Raw genomic sequence first — 17,130 nt, 5'->3', positions numbered from 1 at the left:
AGGACAACCATGACCGACACCGTTCTGTTCACAATCGAGGACGGCATCGCGACTATCGCGATGAACCGTCCCGAGCGTCGCAATTCCTTCAACTTCGAAATGGCCGACGGACTTCTCGACGCGCTCGAGCGCTCCGAGATGGATCCGTCCGTCCGAGTCGTCGTTCTCACCGGTACGGGTGACCATTTCGGCGTAGGCCGTGACAACTCCGGCACCGATCCGGCACCGTACCCTCCCGGGGACCACCTCTCGGGTCGGACCGGATTGATGCGCTACACCCGTCTGATCACCCAGATGCACGACATGAACACGCCGGTCATCGCGGAGGTCAGGGGCGGCTGCGCCGGTGCGAACATGTCGTTCGCCCTCAGTGCCGACCTGCGATACGTCTCGACGACGACGGTGATGCGCACGGCCTTCGTCGACGTCGCCTTCGGCGGCGATCTCGGTGGGCCGTGGCAGCTCTCGCGGATGCTCGGCCCGGCCAAGGCAGCAGAGCTGATGCTGCTCTCGCCGAAAATCCGCGGCGCGGAGATCGTCGAATGGGGGCTGGCCAACGAGGTACTACCGCCCGAGCAACTCTCGGCGCGGGTTCGGGAGGTCGCCGCCCACATCGCCTCGAAATCGCCTCGCGGGCTTGCCGCTGCGCGGCGAAACCTCAAGGCCGCTGCGACCCTGTCTCTCGGCGACTACCTGTCGCTAGAGGCCGAGCAGTTCGCAACCTGCCTGGCGTCGCCGGACGCCGAAGAAGCCCGGCTGGCGTTCGTCGAGAAGCGCGCCCCGAAGTTCGTGAGCTGACCCTATGACCACCAAATCAGCCACCTCACGGGGTCCGCTCACCGGTGTCCGAATACTCGAACTGGGCGGCATCGGTCCGACGCCCTTCGCCGGAATGCTCCTCGGTGACATGGGAGCCGAGGTCATCCGAGTCGACCGCCCGAGCGACGCCGGCCGGGACAACCCATTCCCTGTGCTGCACCGCAATCAACGCTCGATCACCGTCGATCTCAAGGACCCTCGCGGGGCCGATCTCGTTCTGGATCTCGTCAGTGGCGTAGACGCTGTCATCGAGGGCTTTCGCCCCGGGGTAGCCGAACGGCTCGGCGTCGGGCCGAAGGAGCTGCTCTCGCGTAATCCCGCTCTCGTGTACGGCCGGATGACTGGCTGGGGGCAGGACGGCCCGCTCGCCCAAGATCCTGGTCACGACATCAACTTCATTGCACTCACCGGCGTTCTCGGGGCAATTGGTACCCGCGACGAGCCGGTGCCGCCGCTCAACCTGGTCGGGGACATGGGAGGCGGAATGTTCCTCGCGCTAGGGGTTCTCGGTGCGGTCCTGAACAGCCGCACCTCCGGCCAGGGTCAGGTTGTCGACACTGCGATGGTCGACGGAAGCGCCACGATGATGGCGATGGTGCACGACTTCCGGAACGCGGGCAGATGGAATGTCGAACGAAGCACCAACGGCATCGACGGCGGCAACCCCTGCTACGACATCTACCGCTGCGCCGACGACCGCCATGTCGCTCTCGGCATCGGAGACGAGCGTTCTTACCGCGCGCTGCTCGGCGTCCTGGGCCTTGCTGGGGATCCGACGTTCGCGAACCGAACGGACAGTGCCGCATGGCCGCTCATGCGTAAGACTCTCGCCGCCTTGTTCATCCAGCACGAACGTGACGAGTGGGAGACGACCTTCGACGGCCGCGGCGCAAGCTTCTCCCCCGTTCTCGACATGACCGAGGCACCGCACCACCCGCACAACCGGGCGCGTCAGACTTTTCTCGTCGGTCCATCCGGGAGCATCGAACCTGCACCGATGCCGCGATTCTCCGGGACGCCACTGCCTCGACCGGTCGCTGCGCCCGTCGTCGGAGCCGACACCGGGACGGTCTTGCTCGCTGCGGGAATTGGACCGACACGGATCGACGAACTGCGTGCTGCCTATGTCGTCAACTGAATTCGACACCGTACGGACAGTGTCCGTCGCGGTCCGGTACGACGACCTCGGCCCCGAGGGCCACATCAACAATGTCGCGTCGGTGCGGATCATCGAAGAGGCGCGGCGCACCTATCTCGGCCGACCGGTGACGTTGCACGCCGCACGTGGGTTGCTCGAGCCGCTGCCCACCACTGTGAGGCACTTGGTCCGCAAGCAGGAATTCGAGTATCACCAAGAACTTTGGTACCAGGCCACGCCGCTATTCGTCGACGTGTGGGTATCCGCTGTCGGAACGACGTCCTTCCGCGTGCACAGCGCAATTCGCACGTGCACCGCCGCCGATCCTGCAGTGACTGCCGAGGCGGTAATCGTGCTCGTCGACGAGGAGACCCGCAAGCCGTGGCCGATCCCTGACGAGTTCCGCCCTCGGCTGACAATCTCGGAGATGTGAAATCTGGCCGGGCGCGGTGGCGACGCCACACCGCCCGGCCAGATATCTCTTCGCCGATTGAAACTACTTCGAATCCGTCCGATCAGCACTGCACTGGACAGCCTGCTGATTCACGAGTTCTTGACGGAGCCCACGTAGCTGGCGGGGCATGTTCCACCCGGCGACGGCGGTGATACGACCCGATACGGAGCGTTGCACTGCGGCGAAGGGTCCGTCGTCGAGGGATCCCTCCACAGCGGTGAAGTCGGCTGCTGTGGGACGGCCGTAAACCTGAATCCGCACGTCGTACTGATCGCTCCAGAAGTAAGGCACCGGCGAGAACGGAGTCCGTTGCCCCAACAAAGTCCGGGCGGCGGCCATCCCCTGCTCGGTGGCGTTCATTCTGTGCTCGAGCCGGAGCCGGCCCAGTGTCGGGTGCTGCCACGACGCGACATCACCGGCTGCGACGACCCCTGGCGCGGCCTGGCAGAACTCGTCACAGTGAACGCCGTTTTCGATGACGAGTCCACTATCCTTCAGCCAGTCTGTGACCGGCTCGGCGCCGATCGCAACGAGCAGCACGTCGGCCGCGACTTCCGCACCGTCGTTCAGAACGACGCCGCACACGCGGCCGCCGATCTCACGGACACCGGTAACCCCGTTCCCGCAGAGAAGCTGGACGTCGTGGTCGCGGTGTAGCTGAGCCACCCGCTTGCCGATCCGAGGACCGAGTTGGCGTTCCAGCGGTAGGTCCAGTGGATCGATCACAGTCACTCGGCAGCCGAGTCCAGCAGCCACCGCGGCTGCCTCCGTACCGAGGAAGCCCGCGCCCACGATGACAACCTCGGCGCCAGGCACCATTCCCAGTCGCAGTGCAAGCGCGTCCTCAACGGAGCGCAGTACGTGTACACCCTGACGGCCAGCCGCGAACGGCAACGTCCGCGGACGCACACCAGTCGCGACGACCAGACCGTCGAATGGCGCTCGGGAGCCATCCGAGAGCTCGACCTCGCGGGACACCAGGTCGAGTTGCTCGGCCCGTACTCCAAGTCGCCACTCGGCGTCGAGGCCTTCGAGCGCGGCGGGCGGGCGCAATGTGAGCTTCTCCTCTGCCCACTCCCCCCGAAGGAGCTGCTTCGACAGCGGTGGCCGATCGTACGGAGGCCGCGTGTCGCTGTCGACCAGCACCAGTCGGCCGGCGTAGCCTTCGCGGCGCAGTGTCTCGGCGGCAGTCAGACCCGCTGCCGAGACTCCGACGACCACAACTTGGTCGATGGTCATTCTTCGACCACAATTGCAAGTGCCGGGCACAGTAGTGCGGCCTCGTGTACCTGCGCTGCGAGGTCCGTCGAAGGTGCGTCCTGGAGAAGGACGACGATGCCGTCCTCATCGCGCTGGTCGAACACTTCGGGTGCGGCTAGCACGCACTGCCCACCGCCGACGCATTTGTCTTCGTCGATGTGAATTCTCATCAGATCGGTCCTTTCGGTTACCAGGTCACCGGCAAGCTGTGCAGGCCGTAGATGGACATGTCGGTTTTGTATTCGAGATTTTCGAGCGGTTCGGCAAGTGTGAGGGTGGGGATTCGTTTGAGCAGGGTCGAGTACACGACCTGCAGTTCGACCCGGGCGAGTTGCTGGCCGAGGCACTGGTGAACACCGAAGCTGAATGCGAGGTGGTGACGTGCGGGTCGGTTGATATCGAGGACGTCAGGTTCGGCGTGGTCGTCGCTGGTGAAGGCGTCGGCGTCACGGTTGGCGGCACCGAAGTCGAGGATCAGACCGTCGCCGGCATGAATCTGTGTCCCGGCGATCTCGAAATCACCAATCGCGACGCGCCGGGCGCCCGAGTGGACGATGGTCAGATAGCGCAGTAGTTCTTCGACTGCGCCTGCGACGACCGCGGGATCGTCGGAGTCGCGGATCAAGGCGGCCTGCGCCGGATTGGACAGCAGAGCTGCAGTCCCGAGGGCGATCATGTTCGCCGACGTCTCGTGGCCGGCGGTCAGAAGTAGCAACCCCATCCGTGCGATCTCTTCGACGGTCATGTGTCCGGGAATCAGCTGCTCGACGACGAGTCGGCTCAACGTGTCGTCAGCCGGATTGTCCATCTTGCCGTCGATGACCACGGCAATCATCTCGATCATTTCCTCCGCCGCTGCGACTGTGTCCTGCGCCGTAGATGTCGCCGCCGTGAACACCTTGGTGAGCACCTGAAAACGATCGTGCTCGTCGTACGGCACTCCGAGCAGTTCGCAGATCATGACCGACGGCACCGGGAGAGCCAGCGCCGCGACGAGGTCCACCGGTTTCGGGCCGGCGAGAATCTCGTCGATGCACTGGTCGGTGATGGTCTGGACGACCTCGCGCATTCCCTGCATGCGTTTGGCCGTGAAGTCCCTGGCCAGCGCGCGGCGCGGGATGTCGTGAGCGGCACCGTCTTCGGTGAAGAAAGTTTTCGCCCGTGCCCGGCGCGCCTTGATCGCGGCGGAGCTGTGTGGATATGCCGGGTTGTCGGTGTCGGCGCTGACCAGCGGACTCGCCATCACTGCCCGGACGTCAGCGTGCCGTGTTACGAGCCAGGGCTGGCTGCCATCCCAGATCCGCGCCCGGCGTAGCCCGTCGCCACGCTGGATCGCGAACAGTCCCTCTGCCGGATCGAACGGGCAGCGCTCGACGCTTCGAGGCATCGGATACAAGGGGACATCGACTGCGTGTGTCATACAATCTCCAGAGGCTGAGTGTTCGATTGAAATCTAGTTGTTATTCACTTATTCACATCATTATCCTGCTGATCGGATAAAAAGCAATGCCACATCCCGAACAGATTGTTACATCAATTTCCCCCTCGGCCCTTGACAGGGCGCAGTCGGGGCACATACAAGTAAATGATCGTTTGACTCGCAGGAGGCAATAATGTCCACCACCGCACTCGTTACCGGGGCCGCTCGCGGCATCGGCCGCCAGATCGCCCTCTCCCTCGCACGCGAGGGGTTCGCCGTCGCTGTCGTCGATACCGACTTCGACGGATACCGCACGTTCGGCGAGGCCGCCGGTTCGGTCCTCGACGAACTGAGCGAGATCGGCGCGCCGACCATCGCACTCGAGGCCAGCACCACCGACGTCGAGGCGATGAATGCGCTCGGCGAACAGATCCTCCGGGAGTGGTCACAACTCGATGCCGTGGTGTGCAACGCTGGCGGCGGGAGTGGAGGACTTGCCGAAAATACTGCCACCACAATAGATTTGGATGCATTGGACGACGTTCTGCGTCGCAACCTTCACGGCACCATCACGACCGTGCAGGCATGTCTCCCGGCACTGCGAAAGGCAACCAATCCCGCGATCGTCACCATGGGTTCGGTCACCGGGGTGGTCGCCAACTCGCAGGGCACTTACGCCCACTACGGAATTACCAAGGCAGCCGTCATGCACTACACCCGCTACCTCGCGAACGAGCTGGCCTCCGAGGGAATTCGGGTCAACTGCGTTGCTCCAGGTCTGATCTCGACCGGCAGGCTGCGCAAGCGACTCAGCGAACAGCCCGAGCGCGAGAAAGAGATCGCCGACAGTCTCGGGACACCTGAAGAGGTCGCCGAGGCCGTGTGCTATCTCGTCTCACCCGCCACGACCCACATGTCGGGACAGGTACTCCAACTCTGGCCCCCAAATGCCCTGTGAGTCCCGACCCCTCGACCAAGGAAGGCCTCACGTGCCGACTCATCTGACCACGGAACAGGTCGCTCAGGCGCCCAGCCTCTGCCACGTATTCCAGTCCACAGTCACCGCTCACCCCGATCGCGTCGCGCTGCATGACTGGGCGGGCGGGCGGGCGTTCACCTGGCGCGAGTACGACGGACAGGTTCGACGCATCGCCGCCGGTCTCGCCGGACTCGGGGTGCGCCCTGGCGACACAGTTGCGATCATGTTGAGAAATCGGCCGGAATTTCACTTCGTCGACGCAGCAGTGATGCATCTCGGTGCGGTGTCGTACTCGATCTACAACACGTTCACCGCCGATCAGGTCTCGTCGTTGTTCGGCACTGCCGGCAGCCAGGTGGTCGTGTGTGAGGCGCAGTTCAGTGAGGTCATTCGCCCGGCTGCAGGGCAGTACCCGGGTACTAGCGTGGTTTGCGTCGACGGCACTGCCGCCGACCAGATCTCACTGGACGCGCTCGACGCGCTCTCCGATCCGGATTTCGACTTCGAGGCGTCCTGGCGCGCCGTCGCGCGCGACGATCTGGTCGCATTGATCTACACCTCGGGCACAACAGGGGATCCCAAGGGCGTCGAGATCACCCATGCCAACTTGCTCTACTCCGCGTCGACCAGGGCGGCGCAGCAACAGGAATTCACAACCCCTGATGCGGAGGAGCGCGTGTTGTCGTATCTGCCTGACGCCAACCTCGCGAACAGGTTCGCCGCGCACTACCTACCGATGGTGACCGGGGCAACGGTGACAGACGTAATCGATGGAAGATCGGTACTGACAGCGTTTTTGGAGGTGCACCCTTCGACCTTCATGGGCGTACCGATGATCTGGTACAAGCTCAAGGCAATGATCGAAAATGCGATCGCCGCGGAGTCCACCGCCGAACGGGACATGACCGAGCGAGCGCTCGCAGTCGGGCTGGAAAAGATCCGTCTGGAGCTCGCCGGCGCATCTGTTTCCAAGGCGCTTGCGACTGAACACGCCGCGCTGGACGTGAACGTCTTGAACCGGTGGAGGCAACGGTTCGGCCTCGATGCCTTGTACTACGCGACTTCCGGCGGAGCACCGATCGCGCCGGAAACACTGGAATTCTTTCTCGCGCTTGGCGTTACGGTCTGCGAGGTCTACGGGCTCACCGAGAGCGCGGCATCGGGCATCGCCAACCACCCTCGTCGGATACGGATCGGCACCGTGGGCCAGGCGCGCAACGGTGTCGAGGTGAAGCTCGCCGACGACGGTGAACTACTGCTCCGTAGTCCCGGCGTGATGCGGGGCTATCGCAACGACCCGACGAGAACGGCCGAGGCGGTCGATGGGGAGGGATGGCTCCATACCGGCGACATCGCCACCCTCGACGAGGACGGCTATGTCCGGATCGTCGACCGTAAAAAGGACATGATCATCAACTCGTCGGGTAAAAACCTCGCCCCGGCGAACATCGAGAACGCCCTCCGACTTGCTTGTCCCCTTGCAGGTTCGGTCGTCGCGGTCGGCGACGGCCGGTCACACATCGCGGCACTGGTGGTTCTCGACCGCGAGCAGGTCGCCGCATTCGCGGCCACCCGCGGTATCACGGACCTTCGCGCGGAGACGCTTTCACAGGATCCACAGATAATGAACGAGATCGCCGAGGGCATTGCCCGTGGCAACGAGAAGTTGTCTCGCGTGGAGCAGGTGCGTGCACACCGGGTACTGCCGTTGTACTGGGACACCAACGGCGAAGAGCTCACCGCCACAACCAAGGTACGGCGCAAGCTCGTACACGAGAAGTATGCCGCTGAGATAGACGCCCTCTATGTCTGACAACGAATCCAACGGTGGACGCACCATCGTCGTCACCGGTGCCGCAAGTGGCATCGGCGCGGCCACAGCGGAACACCTCCGCGCCCAGGGAGACCGCGTCATCGGTGTCGACCTGGCCGACGTCGACGTAATCGCGGACCTCGCGACGCTCACCGGCCGCACCTCTCTGTTCGATGCAATTCATGACCTCGCACCGACCGGCATCGACGGTATCGTCGCCAATGCCGGTGTCCATCGTCAGGACAGTATGACGGTGCGGATCAATTACTTCGGCGCGATCGCGAGCCTCGAGGGACTGCGCCCCTTGTTGCGTCGCGACGCACCCCGCGCGGTGCTGATCACGTCGCGTGCTGTCCTCCTCCCCGTTGACGACGGTGTGGTCGAAGCTTGCTTAGCCGGAAATGAGGGGCTCGCCGTCCGCCTGGTCGACGCGCTACCCGGCGACGCCGAGCACACGGCATATGCCAGCAGCAAACGAGCAGCGGGCCGATGGCTACGACGCACTGCTCCGACCGCGGAGTGGGCGGGTGCAGGCATCCCACTCAATGCAGTTGCACCTGGATGGGTCAACACGCCGATGACCAACCGCGATCGGACTCCGGCGGAGGTCGCTCGCGTAATGGCGGCACGTCCTATGCCGCTCGGTGGACGGGCAGAGTCATGGGACGTCGCACCGGCGATCTCGTTCTTCCTCAGTCCGGCCAATACGCGGATCACCGGGCAGACCCTGTTCGTGGACGGTGGTGGCGAGACGTTGATGTGCCGCGAGGACATTTGGAGGGGTGCTACACGCGACTTCCAGTGATGAATGCGGACTGGCAAACACTCGCATCAGCGCGTCGTTACCGAAACGTCCCTGGAATCTCTACTAGCACAGAGCTAGTCGGGTCTTCGTGCTCGTCAGCGTCCCGGTAGGCGCGCTCGATTCAGCAGACCGTCCAAGGGTAGATGATCACGAGGAAGGTACCTCCGTCTCGCGACACAAGTTGCTCAACTCGTCACGTTCGAGTGATCACTGAAAGTGTCGGAAAGTGTACGAGGTTCCCGCCCGAGCACCTCGTACACACCGCTGGAAATGTAGTCGTCACGACCTTTGGATATCGCAACGAACAGGTTTGTCAGCGACTGCACGAAGGATTCAGGAATTCCCATACGTGCTGCATCGGATTTCCATTCGAGAACGGAGATCGATTCGAATCTCCCTGCATCCGTGCCGGTTACATCAGCAAGGACCCGGAGTGCTTCCTCGAATGAGTAGGACTTCGGACCCGTCAGCGGCACAGGACCGCTCGGTGACGGGTCGTCCATGGAAAGGATGGCGGAGGCCACTTCGGCGATGTCTCGGTAATCGATGAACGGCTCAGAACCGGCTCCCGCTGGGAGCCTCAATGCGCCGGTGGCCTGAAGTTGTCCCGCGAACATACCCGTCGTGAAATTCTGCGCGAACCAACTCGGCTGAAGGAAAGTGCTCTTGACCGCCGACTGGGCAAACGCGAATTCGGCGCCGACAGCTATGCCGTCACCGCTGACGGATGGGTTTCTAGCCGTCAGAACAACTGCATGCTCAACTCCACAATTCTCCAGAAGGTTCACGAAGGCAACAAACTCCACCAATCTTTCGGGCAAAACCACGTACGCTCGCGAGACGCCTTCGACTGCTTGCCGCCAGGTGCCCTGCGTGAACCAATCGAAGGGCGTGGACACAGACGAACGGGAGGCTCGCCGTACGGCGTATCCTTCACTCTCCAGTGAATCCGCCACTATCCGGCCGGTTTGGCCAGTGCTTCCGAGTACCAGAATCTCTCTACCTTTTGCCATGGTTGAACGCTAGGTTCGTGACCGGTCAACTCACCATGCGCGCGAGTTCAGGATCCATGTGATTGCGTTTCGCCCCTCCCACTCTCCATGTGCCTAGGATCAGGAGATGCTCAGTCCCGTAGACAGCGCACTCTCGGCATTTCGTATCGTGAACTTCGGTATCCTGAAGCCCGGCATCGAGGACTTCAGTGCATCTCTAGAGTCGTCGACATTCGAAATGGGATCCTCGCGAAAGTTCCTCATTTTCAGCAATACTGAAGTATCACTGGAGATTACATCCACCACTTCACGCGGAGAAGTTACAGTGATCCACGCTGGTGGGGTCGGCATCTTGTGCCTGTCCGGCGAAGGTAACTTTCGTTTGTCCGAACCGTATCGCGATTCGGATCGAGCGGAAAAGTCGAGCCATCCATCCGCCCTCATATTCTCCTTCGAGTCGGCGGGGAATCTGTATTCGATTCTGGAGCATCACCTTCCGAATCTCTTGACGTCCAAAACCTCAGAGGTCAGCTCGGTATCCCATGCCCTGCAGTCGCTTGCTCGGGAACACGACAACTGGGCCGATGGGAAAGGTTTCCCGTCCGCGGCGGTCAGACTCCTCGAGTCGATTGTCTGCTTGATGCTCGCGGAGTGGTCTGCAGGTTGGAGTGTGGGAAACCTGTCACACGATCCCCGTCAATCGATCAGCGCAGTATTGCGGGAAGTCTACTCGAATCCTGAGAAGAAATGGACCCTGCCGGCGATGAGCGCCATCGCCGGCATGTCTCGATCCATGTTCGTCTCTGAATTCAAAAGTTCCGTCGGTGAACCCCCGATGCAGCATCTGCGACGGTGGAGGCTGGCGCTGGTCGCGGACTCGCTGATCGTCGATCCAACGCTCACGTTGGATCGTTTGGCGAAGAAGACCGGATATTCGGATGCGTTCAATCTCAGCACTGCGTTCAAGACGTATTACGGGGTGTCACCTTCTCAGTACCCCTCTCGAGCTCGGACCGAATAATCCCGACCTGCACATCACCCGTTTCGAGTGAGTCGCGATGCGCCGGGAGCAGCCAGGCTGTGGGGGCGTCAATACGACGGGTGGAACGAGGAGGGTTCGAGGATGTCGAATCGATCAGATGGGAATGCGATCGAGCGCGTGATTCACCGACGTGCCGTCGAGGCGGCAGTCTGGGGGATGGCCGCAGTGAACTACGAAATCATGCGCTCGAAGATGGCGCCCGAGGGAAAGAACGAATTCCTCTTCTGGTCAGGTCTTTTGGACTGGCAGAATCAAACATTGACGCCCAATCCGGACCTGATCTACTACATGGCCTTCATAGACCCGGGGCGGGACGGGCCGATGGTCATAGACATCCCGGCAGGATCCGACCATCACGTACTCAACGGCAGTGTGTGCAACGTCTGGCAGGTACCGCTCGAAGACGTGGGAAGGTTCGGCGCCGACGAGGGCAGGGGCGCCCGTTATCTCGTCCTACCGCCTGGCTACGACGGCCCGATACCCGAAGGATATGTTGTGTTGCAATCCGATACGAATCGGGTGTACGCATTGCTGCGATCGGTACTCCCCGCCCCGACCCAGGCTGCCCTCGACTCAGGATTGGAGTACTGCAGCAAGATTGGCATCTATCCGCTCGCCGAGGCGGATAATCCGCGGTCGACGACGAGGAGAGACCTGCGCGGCCAGTTGGTCGACACACGGATTCCCTACGACATCCGATATTGGGAAGCGTTGGACCGCACGGTGCAGGCCGAGCCCTGGCTTCCACGTGATCGCGCCTTTGCGGAGATGCTGAAGACGATCGGCATCGAGCGCGGACGGCCGTTTACGCCGTCGTCCCAGCGGATCGCGCTGTTGGAGAGAGCGTTACAGGAAGCACACGAGTGGCTGCGGGAGCTGTACGAGCACGAGCCTGCATTCTTCGAAGGCCGACAATGGTTCTTTCCGGCCGGGCGCGATTTCATCGAAGGACAGAATCGCAACTTCGCGAACGGCGAGGTCTACCCGTACACCGACCGCGCCGTCGTCTATCACATGGCCTTCATCGGTCTCAAACGGTTGGGCGTCGGGCAGTTCTACCTTGTGAACATTCGCGATCGCGCAGGCAATCTGTTCCGCTCCGATCGCACGTACCGGATGCGAGTACCGTCCGGCGTACCTGTCTCCCAATACTGGTCCGTCACGATGTATGACGGCAACGACCACACCTTCATCCGTCACGCTACGAAGTTCTCGGTTTCCTCTCAAACTCCCGGAGTGAAAGTCAACGACGACGGATCCCTCGACGTGTACTTCGGACCGAAGGAAATTCCCGGACTGGAGTCGAACTTCATTGCAACCGGAGCCTCGGTCACGTTCGAGCTGATGTTCCGCTTCTACGGCGTCGGACCCGAAGTGATGTCGAAAGAATGGGAGTTGGACGATGTCGACCTGATCGACGTCGACGAACCCCGCACTTCTTAGGCTCGGCGGGGCCGGACGTTGCGCGCGACGCGGAGGCAGCACTCGACAAAGTGAGATACGTGTGTCTAACATTTGTCGAACTCGGCGGGAGACTGCCATCGAGCTGCCCTCGAAGGGAATCGACAGACATGCGCGCTTTCACCTCACCAGTCACTTTGACCGTGCCGAGCCGGATATCTCTGACCGATAACGTGTTTCGCTACGCCGACGAGTCACCGGACTTCGTCGCGTTCAAGAAACGCGGCGAGGACGGGCAGTGGGCTGATGTCACGGCGGCAGCATTCGCGGAGCAGGTCACAGCTGCTGCTGCCGGGTTGATCGCCTCAGGTATCACGCCGGGGGATCGCGTGGCGATCATGGCATCGACGCGTTACGAGTGGGTGCTTCTCGACTACGCGATCTGGACCGTTGGTGCATGCACCGTCACCGTCTACGAGACCTCGTCGGCCGAGCAGGTGTCGTGGATTCTCGACGATTCCGGGGCCGTCCTCCTCGTCGTCGAGACCCCCGCTCACCGCGAACTCGTGCACACGATCGGAAACTCCCTGGACAAACTCCGCGAAACGCTGCAGATCGATGCGGGCGCCATCGGCGAACTCGTCCGGCGCGGCAAGGTGACAGACCGGAAAGAAGTCGAGGCCAGGCGCCGAACCGTCAAAGCTTCGACGCCCGCCACCCTGGTGTACACGTCCGGGACAACCGGACGCCCCAAAGGGGTCGTGTTGACACACGGCAACCTGTTCGCCGAATCCATGGCTGCACGAAATGCACTCTCGGCAGCTCTGCGCGACGGGAAGTGCACACTCATGTTTCTCCCGTTGGCGCACATCTTTGCGCGAGTGGTCTCGCTCAGCGCCTTCGATGCAAAGGTCACCGTCGGGCACACGTCTGATTGGACCACGTTGGTTGACCAATTCGCGGAATTCAAACCGCATTTCGTCCTGTCCGTACCGCGCGTCTTCGAGAAGATCTACAACGGTGCCAGGCAGAATGCGCAGGACGCAGGCCGAGGCAAAATCTTCGACGCAGCGGCAGATGTGGCCATCGAATGGAGCCGCTGCCGTCAGTCGCCTGAGCGCATGGGGCCAGGACTCGCGCTCAAACACCGGATCTTCTCCTGGGCCGTCTACCGGAGAATCAAGACCGTGCTCGGAGGCCGGTGCACCCACGTCGTCTCAGGCGGCGCACCCCTGGGGGCGCGACTCGGGCATTACTTCAACGGCATCGGCGTCCCCGTACTCGAGGGCTACGGATTGACGGAAACCAGCGCCGCGATCACCTTGAACACACCCAGCCACCACAAGATCGGTTCAGTGGGAAGACCTTTCGACGGGCACTCGGCAAAAGTTGACGAGGATGGAGAACTTCTCGTCAAGGGTCCCGTCGTCTTCGACCAATACTGGCACAACGAGGACGCCACTTCGGAGGCCTTCGACGACGGATGGTTCAGGACCGGAGACTTCGGGACCATCGACGAGCATGGCTACGTCTTCATCACCGGCCGTAAGAAGGAAATCCTGGTCACTGCTGCAGGAAAGAATGTCTCACCGGCCCCACTCGAGGATGCCCTCCGTGCTCACCCCCTGATCAATCAGGCAATGGTGCTCGGCGACGCACGACCATTCATCAGTGCGCTGATCACTCTTGATTCCACCGCACTTCGGGCGTGGCGGGAGCGGCGAGGCCTACCCCAGGAGGTAACTGTCTCCGATCTCGAGCTCGTTCACGGCCTGCACGCCGAAATCGACAGTGCTGTAGCGGAAACCAACAAGATGGTCTCGAAGGCGGAACAGATCAAACAGTTCCGCATCCTCGACACCGAATGGTCTCAGGATGCCGGGGAACTGACGCCGAAGCTGTCGCTCAGGCGTGACATCGTCCTCGCAAATTACGCTTCCGACGTGGAGGCGATCTACGCCTGAGGTCTCTGCGTCGCCCACCGAGCGAGGGACTATCATGTACGACGTGCAGGAGGTGAGCGACGAGACTCGAAACTACGGTGGTCGACCGGTATCGGCTCGGCGTGCCGAAAGGCGGCTGCAGTTCATTTGGGCTGCGCTGGAAGTCTTCTCGGACAAGGGCTACGCATCGAGTTCGGTCGCAGACATCTGCACCGCCGCGAGCCTTGCAAGACGACAGTTCTACGACGAATTCGACAGCCGCGAAGATCTGTTGATCGCTCTGTACGACCAGATTCAAAGCGATGCGCGGGACGCGATGTTGACTGCGATCGCTGACGAAAAGCCCGTCACACTCACCGATCTCGCAGAAACGGCGATGACGGCGTTCGTCGAGTCGATCGGCAGCGATCCTCGGCGAGCTCAGATCTCGTACGTAGACATCGTCGGGGTCAGCCCCCGAGTGGAAGCACACCGAGTAGAGCGGCGCACAGAATGGGCCGCGTTCTTCAAATCGACAGTGCAAAATGCCGTGGGTGAGGATTTTGTTCCTCCCGGCGGATACGACATGGCGTCGACGGCCTTCATCGGCGCACTCATAGCTCTCGTGCATCAGTGGAGCACTACGCCCACTCGCCCGCCCGTCGACAGTCTTGTCAAAGTCATGTCCACGATTCTGAGCGCTCTGATCGGCACCGACACCTCGATCGGCTGATCCGACCTCCCTCATCTCTCCGGAGCCGTTCGGCGTTCCGATACTTCTCGCAGGTCAGAGATCTTTTGCGGCCGAAGCTCACCCTGCAGACACTCTCATGGGCGCCCGCTGTGGCGAACCCCGGTGAGCGATGACCATTGCGAGTCCCGTCACAAGTGCGCTACTTTGAAAGAAAGTTAGACAACAATGTCTTACACGGAAGATCTGAGAAGAAATGCACAAAGTTGCACTACTCCGTCTCGCGGCAGTGGGCTTCCTCGCTGCAGGAGCTGTTTCTATGACTCCTGCTCTCGCACAAGCGGAATCGCAGGACTTTTATCAACCACCCGCGACGTTGCCGACAGGGGAGGGAGCGATGATCAAGTCCGAGACAACTGCCCTCCTCGGGCAGATACCCGGCATATCCGGCACGTGGCCAGGCAACGGGGAAAGGATCATGTACACCTCCACACTCGTGGACGGGACTCCCGTCGCTACCACGGGCGCAGCCATCACCCCGGCGTTTCCCTGGCGCGGACCCGGTGAACGGCCCACCGTCGTCGTTGCTCCGGGCACGTTCGGTCAGGGCGATCAATGCGCCGGTTCGAAGAACCTTGCATGGGCCTTCAACATTCAGATCAGCCCTCAGTTGAGCCTGCCGGTCAACTACAACGTCGCAGACGCCGGCTTGCTGCTCACCGCAGGGTTTCGTGTAGTCATGCCCGATTACATCGGGCTCGGCACTCCCGGAATCCACACCTACGTCAACAGAGTTGAGCAGGGCAACGCCGTCGTCGATGCCGCGCGCGCCTCGAATCAACTGTGGAATCTGCCTGACTCCACACCGATCGCCTTCTGGGGTTACTCCCAAGGTGGCGGCGCGAGCGCGTCCGCGGCAGAAATCGTCGGCAAACGAGCGCCCGAGTTGAACGTGCTCGGAACCTACGCGGGGGCAGCCGATCCCGACCTGCGTGAGGTTCTCCGCAAGGCAGACGGGTCCCTGCTCACCGGAGCGGTCGGCTACACCCTCAACAGCTTGATGGCGAGGTACCCCGAGCTAGGGCCGATCTTCGACAAGCGACTCAACGACAAGGGAAAGCAATGGCTGACGACCAGCGCAACGCAATGCGTGCCGGATACCGGGCTGACATCGTTGGGTACTCGTAGTACCGACTACACCGTCGACGGAAAATCCTTCTCTCAGATCCTGTCCGAGGAGCCGGAACTCGCGGCGGTCGTCGACGATCAACAAATCGGACGCACGGCCCCATCCGCCCCGGTATACCTGCACACGTCCACTAACGACGACATCGTTCCCGCTGATTCCGTTGCAGCACTGAGAGACAGGTGGTGTGCATTGGGAGCGGAAGTCGAATTCACACAGGACGACATCACACCGCCTCTGCTACCGGGATCAACTCTCAGTCACGATTTCGGAACAGTGACCGGAATGCCGCTTGCGGCAAAATTCTTGTGGGACCGAATCAACAAGGCACCCGTCAACTCCGCGTGCGGTGCTTGACGGGCTGACCACGAACACCAGTGGCCTGGCTACTGCCGACAGCAAAGATCATCAACCGAAGGGAACGGCATGAGTGACGTAACTATTGTTTTGGTACACGGTTTTTGGGGCGGCGCGGCCCACTGGGGCAAAGTAATCGTCGATCTGGACGCCCGGGGATATTCGAAACTCCGTGCCGTCGAACTGCCTCTGACATCACTCGCTGACGATGCCGAACGCACGCGCAAGATGGTCAAGCAGATTCAAGGCCCAGTTCTGCTGGTCGGGCACTCCTACGGCGGTGCAGTCATCACCGAAATGGGGGACCTCCCCAACGTCGTCGGGCTGGTGTACATCGCAGCGTTTGCACCCGACGCCGGCGAAAGCCCTGGCGGTATCACCCAACAGAACCCGCCTGCCGCCGCCGCAAACCTGGCACCGGACTCCGACGGATACCTGTGGATCATCCAGGAAAAGTATCGCGAAAGCTTCTGTCAGGATCTCGACGTCAGCGACTCATTGATCATGGCAGTAACCCAAAAGGCGCCATTGGCAAGCGCTTTCGGTGACGCGGTTACTGCACCGGCGTGGAAGGTCAAGCCGACCTGGTACCAGGTCTCCAGTGAAGATCGAATGATCCATCCCGACAACGAGCGAATGATGGCTGGGCGAATGAACCCCCGCAAACTCGTCGAACTGCCGGCTGGGCACGCGTCCTTGGCGTCGCAGCCATCAGCCGTTGCCGACTTGATCGTCGACGCGCTCAGCGAAATTCAGGTCTGACCACCCGATTACTCACCCCCCGAGCCGTAGATCCCCGGTCCGCTCGGGGGGCGTCGGACCGAACCGCTACGTTGCACGGAGAGCAGAGA

At 61.8% G+C, this 17,130-nt stretch carries 16 protein-coding genes; 12 read left to right on the top strand and 4 right to left on the bottom strand.

Annotated elements, in window-relative coordinates:
• Positions 1–9: 9 nt before the first annotated feature.
• From ACFQ6Y_RS00080 to ACFQ6Y_RS00070, 3 genes are read left to right on the top strand one after another with little or no spacing between them, the layout of a single operon-like run.
• Positions 10–798, top strand: coding sequence for an enoyl-CoA hydratase/isomerase family protein (locus tag ACFQ6Y_RS00080; protein WP_378627419.1), 789 nt, complete (start codon positions 10–12; stop codon positions 796–798).
• 4 nt (positions 799–802) lie between these two features.
• A complete protein-coding gene (locus tag ACFQ6Y_RS00075; protein WP_378627414.1) occupies positions 803–1,957 on the top strand; it encodes a CaiB/BaiF CoA transferase family protein in 1,155 nt (384 codons plus the stop codon).
• A 19-nt stretch (positions 1,958–1,976) separates the two neighbouring features.
• On the top strand, positions 1,977–2,390 hold the full coding sequence (locus ACFQ6Y_RS00070) for an acyl-CoA thioesterase (protein ID WP_378627410.1): 414 nt from the start codon (positions 1,977–1,979) through the stop codon (positions 2,388–2,390).
• Between the two features lie 63 nt (positions 2,391–2,453).
• On the opposite strand, the gene ACFQ6Y_RS00065 is transcribed toward ACFQ6Y_RS00070, so the two are convergent.
• From ACFQ6Y_RS00065 to ACFQ6Y_RS00055, 3 genes are read right to left on the bottom strand one after another with little or no spacing between them, the layout of a single operon-like run.
• Positions 2,454–3,650, bottom strand: a complete 1,197-nt coding sequence (locus ACFQ6Y_RS00065; protein ID WP_378627407.1) for an NAD(P)/FAD-dependent oxidoreductase — start codon at positions 3,648–3,650, stop codon at positions 2,454–2,456.
• Positions 3,647–3,841, bottom strand: coding sequence for a ferredoxin (locus ACFQ6Y_RS00060; RefSeq protein WP_378627404.1), 195 nt, complete (start codon positions 3,839–3,841; stop codon positions 3,647–3,649). The genes ACFQ6Y_RS00065 and ACFQ6Y_RS00060 overlap by 4 nt, the downstream gene beginning before the upstream one ends.
• A gap of 17 nt (positions 3,842–3,858) precedes the next feature.
• Complete coding sequence (locus ACFQ6Y_RS00055) at positions 3,859–5,091, bottom strand: cytochrome P450 (protein ID WP_378627401.1); 1,233 nt, start codon at positions 5,089–5,091, stop codon at positions 3,859–3,861.
• A 193-nt stretch (positions 5,092–5,284) separates the two neighbouring features.
• On the opposite strand from ACFQ6Y_RS00055, the gene ACFQ6Y_RS00050 reads away from it, so the two are divergent.
• From ACFQ6Y_RS00050 to ACFQ6Y_RS00040, 3 genes are read left to right on the top strand one after another with little or no spacing between them, the layout of a single operon-like run.
• On the top strand, positions 5,285–6,049 hold the full coding sequence (locus ACFQ6Y_RS00050; RefSeq protein ID WP_378627398.1) for an SDR family NAD(P)-dependent oxidoreductase: 765 nt from the start codon (positions 5,285–5,287) through the stop codon (positions 6,047–6,049).
• A gap of 31 nt (positions 6,050–6,080) precedes the next feature.
• Positions 6,081–7,883: an AMP-dependent synthetase/ligase gene (locus tag ACFQ6Y_RS00045; RefSeq protein ID WP_378627395.1), complete on the top strand. Its 1,803-nt coding sequence runs from the start codon at positions 6,081–6,083 to the stop codon at positions 7,881–7,883.
• A complete protein-coding gene (locus ACFQ6Y_RS00040) occupies positions 7,876–8,688 on the top strand; it encodes an SDR family oxidoreductase (protein WP_378627392.1) in 813 nt (270 codons plus the stop codon). Before ACFQ6Y_RS00045 ends, ACFQ6Y_RS00040 begins: the two co-directional genes overlap by 8 nt.
• A gap of 185 nt (positions 8,689–8,873) precedes the next feature.
• Here ACFQ6Y_RS00040 and ACFQ6Y_RS00035 read toward each other — a convergent pair whose 3' ends face one another.
• A complete protein-coding gene (locus tag ACFQ6Y_RS00035) occupies positions 8,874–9,701 on the bottom strand; it encodes a dTDP-4-dehydrorhamnose reductase (protein WP_378627389.1) in 828 nt (275 codons plus the stop codon).
• 742 nt (positions 9,702–10,443) lie between these two features.
• Here ACFQ6Y_RS00035 and ACFQ6Y_RS00030 point away from each other — a divergent pair.
• The 6 genes from ACFQ6Y_RS00030 (at position 10,444) to ACFQ6Y_RS00005 (ending at position 17,041) form a co-directional block, all read left to right on the top strand.
• A complete protein-coding gene (locus ACFQ6Y_RS00030; protein WP_378627385.1) occupies positions 10,444–10,701 on the top strand; it encodes a helix-turn-helix transcriptional regulator in 258 nt (85 codons plus the stop codon).
• Between the two features lie 102 nt (positions 10,702–10,803).
• A complete protein-coding gene (locus ACFQ6Y_RS00025) occupies positions 10,804–12,165 on the top strand; it encodes a DUF1214 domain-containing protein (protein WP_378627381.1) in 1,362 nt (453 codons plus the stop codon).
• 128 nt (positions 12,166–12,293) lie between these two features.
• On the top strand, positions 12,294–14,087 hold the full coding sequence (locus ACFQ6Y_RS00020) for an AMP-dependent synthetase/ligase (protein WP_378627379.1): 1,794 nt from the start codon (positions 12,294–12,296) through the stop codon (positions 14,085–14,087).
• Between the two features lie 34 nt (positions 14,088–14,121).
• Positions 14,122–14,778 carry a TetR/AcrR family transcriptional regulator gene (locus ACFQ6Y_RS00015; protein WP_378627374.1) on the top strand — a complete coding sequence of 219 codons (657 nt, stop codon included), beginning with the start codon at positions 14,122–14,124 and terminating at the stop codon, positions 14,776–14,778.
• A gap of 277 nt (positions 14,779–15,055) precedes the next feature.
• Positions 15,056–16,279: a lipase family protein gene (locus tag ACFQ6Y_RS00010; RefSeq protein WP_378627371.1), complete on the top strand. Its 1,224-nt coding sequence runs from the start codon at positions 15,056–15,058 to the stop codon at positions 16,277–16,279.
• Between the two features lie 69 nt (positions 16,280–16,348).
• Positions 16,349–17,041, top strand: coding sequence for an alpha/beta hydrolase (locus tag ACFQ6Y_RS00005; RefSeq protein ID WP_378627349.1), 693 nt, complete (start codon positions 16,349–16,351; stop codon positions 17,039–17,041).
• Positions 17,042–17,130: the final 89 nt, after the last annotated feature.

It is taken from the genome of Rhodococcus sp. NPDC056516 (genome assembly GCF_042794655.1).
Lineage (GTDB): Bacteria > Actinomycetota > Actinomycetes > Mycobacteriales > Mycobacteriaceae > Rhodococcus_F.
Note: the sequence above shows the minus strand (reverse complement) of the source record. Positions and strands in the feature narration are given on the sequence as shown.

What these genes read in the sequence shown, in the direction of transcription:
- ACFQ6Y_RS00080 (WP_378627419.1), top strand. Translation starts at nt 10, where the DNA reads ATGACCGACACCGTTCTGTTCACAATCGAGGACGGCATCGCGACTATC.
- ACFQ6Y_RS00075 (WP_378627414.1), top strand. Translation starts at nt 803, where the DNA reads ATGACCACCAAATCAGCCACCTCACGGGGTCCGCTCACCGGTGTCCGA.
- ACFQ6Y_RS00065 (WP_378627407.1), bottom strand. Translation starts at nt 3,650, where the DNA reads ATGACCATCGACCAAGTTGTGGTCGTCGGAGTCTCGGCAGCGGGTCTG.
- ACFQ6Y_RS00060 (WP_378627404.1), bottom strand. Translation starts at nt 3,841, where the DNA reads ATGAGAATTCACATCGACGAAGACAAATGCGTCGGCGGTGGGCAGTGC.
- ACFQ6Y_RS00055 (WP_378627401.1), bottom strand. Translation starts at nt 5,091, where the DNA reads ATGACACACGCAGTCGATGTCCCCTTGTATCCGATGCCTCGAAGCGTC.
- ACFQ6Y_RS00050 (WP_378627398.1), top strand. Translation starts at nt 5,285, where the DNA reads ATGTCCACCACCGCACTCGTTACCGGGGCCGCTCGCGGCATCGGCCGC.
- ACFQ6Y_RS00040 (WP_378627392.1), top strand. Translation starts at nt 7,876, where the DNA reads ATGTCTGACAACGAATCCAACGGTGGACGCACCATCGTCGTCACCGGT.
- ACFQ6Y_RS00035 (WP_378627389.1), bottom strand. Translation starts at nt 9,701, where the DNA reads ATGGCAAAAGGTAGAGAGATTCTGGTACTCGGAAGCACTGGCCAAACC.
- ACFQ6Y_RS00030 (WP_378627385.1), top strand. Translation starts at nt 10,444, where the DNA reads ATGAGCGCCATCGCCGGCATGTCTCGATCCATGTTCGTCTCTGAATTC.
- ACFQ6Y_RS00025 (WP_378627381.1), top strand. Translation starts at nt 10,804, where the DNA reads ATGTCGAATCGATCAGATGGGAATGCGATCGAGCGCGTGATTCACCGA.
- ACFQ6Y_RS00020 (WP_378627379.1), top strand. Translation starts at nt 12,294, where the DNA reads ATGCGCGCTTTCACCTCACCAGTCACTTTGACCGTGCCGAGCCGGATA.
- ACFQ6Y_RS00015 (WP_378627374.1), top strand. Translation starts at nt 14,122, where the DNA reads ATGTACGACGTGCAGGAGGTGAGCGACGAGACTCGAAACTACGGTGGT.
- ACFQ6Y_RS00010 (WP_378627371.1), top strand. Translation starts at nt 15,056, where the DNA reads ATGACTCCTGCTCTCGCACAAGCGGAATCGCAGGACTTTTATCAACCA.
- ACFQ6Y_RS00005 (WP_378627349.1), top strand. Translation starts at nt 16,349, where the DNA reads ATGAGTGACGTAACTATTGTTTTGGTACACGGTTTTTGGGGCGGCGCG.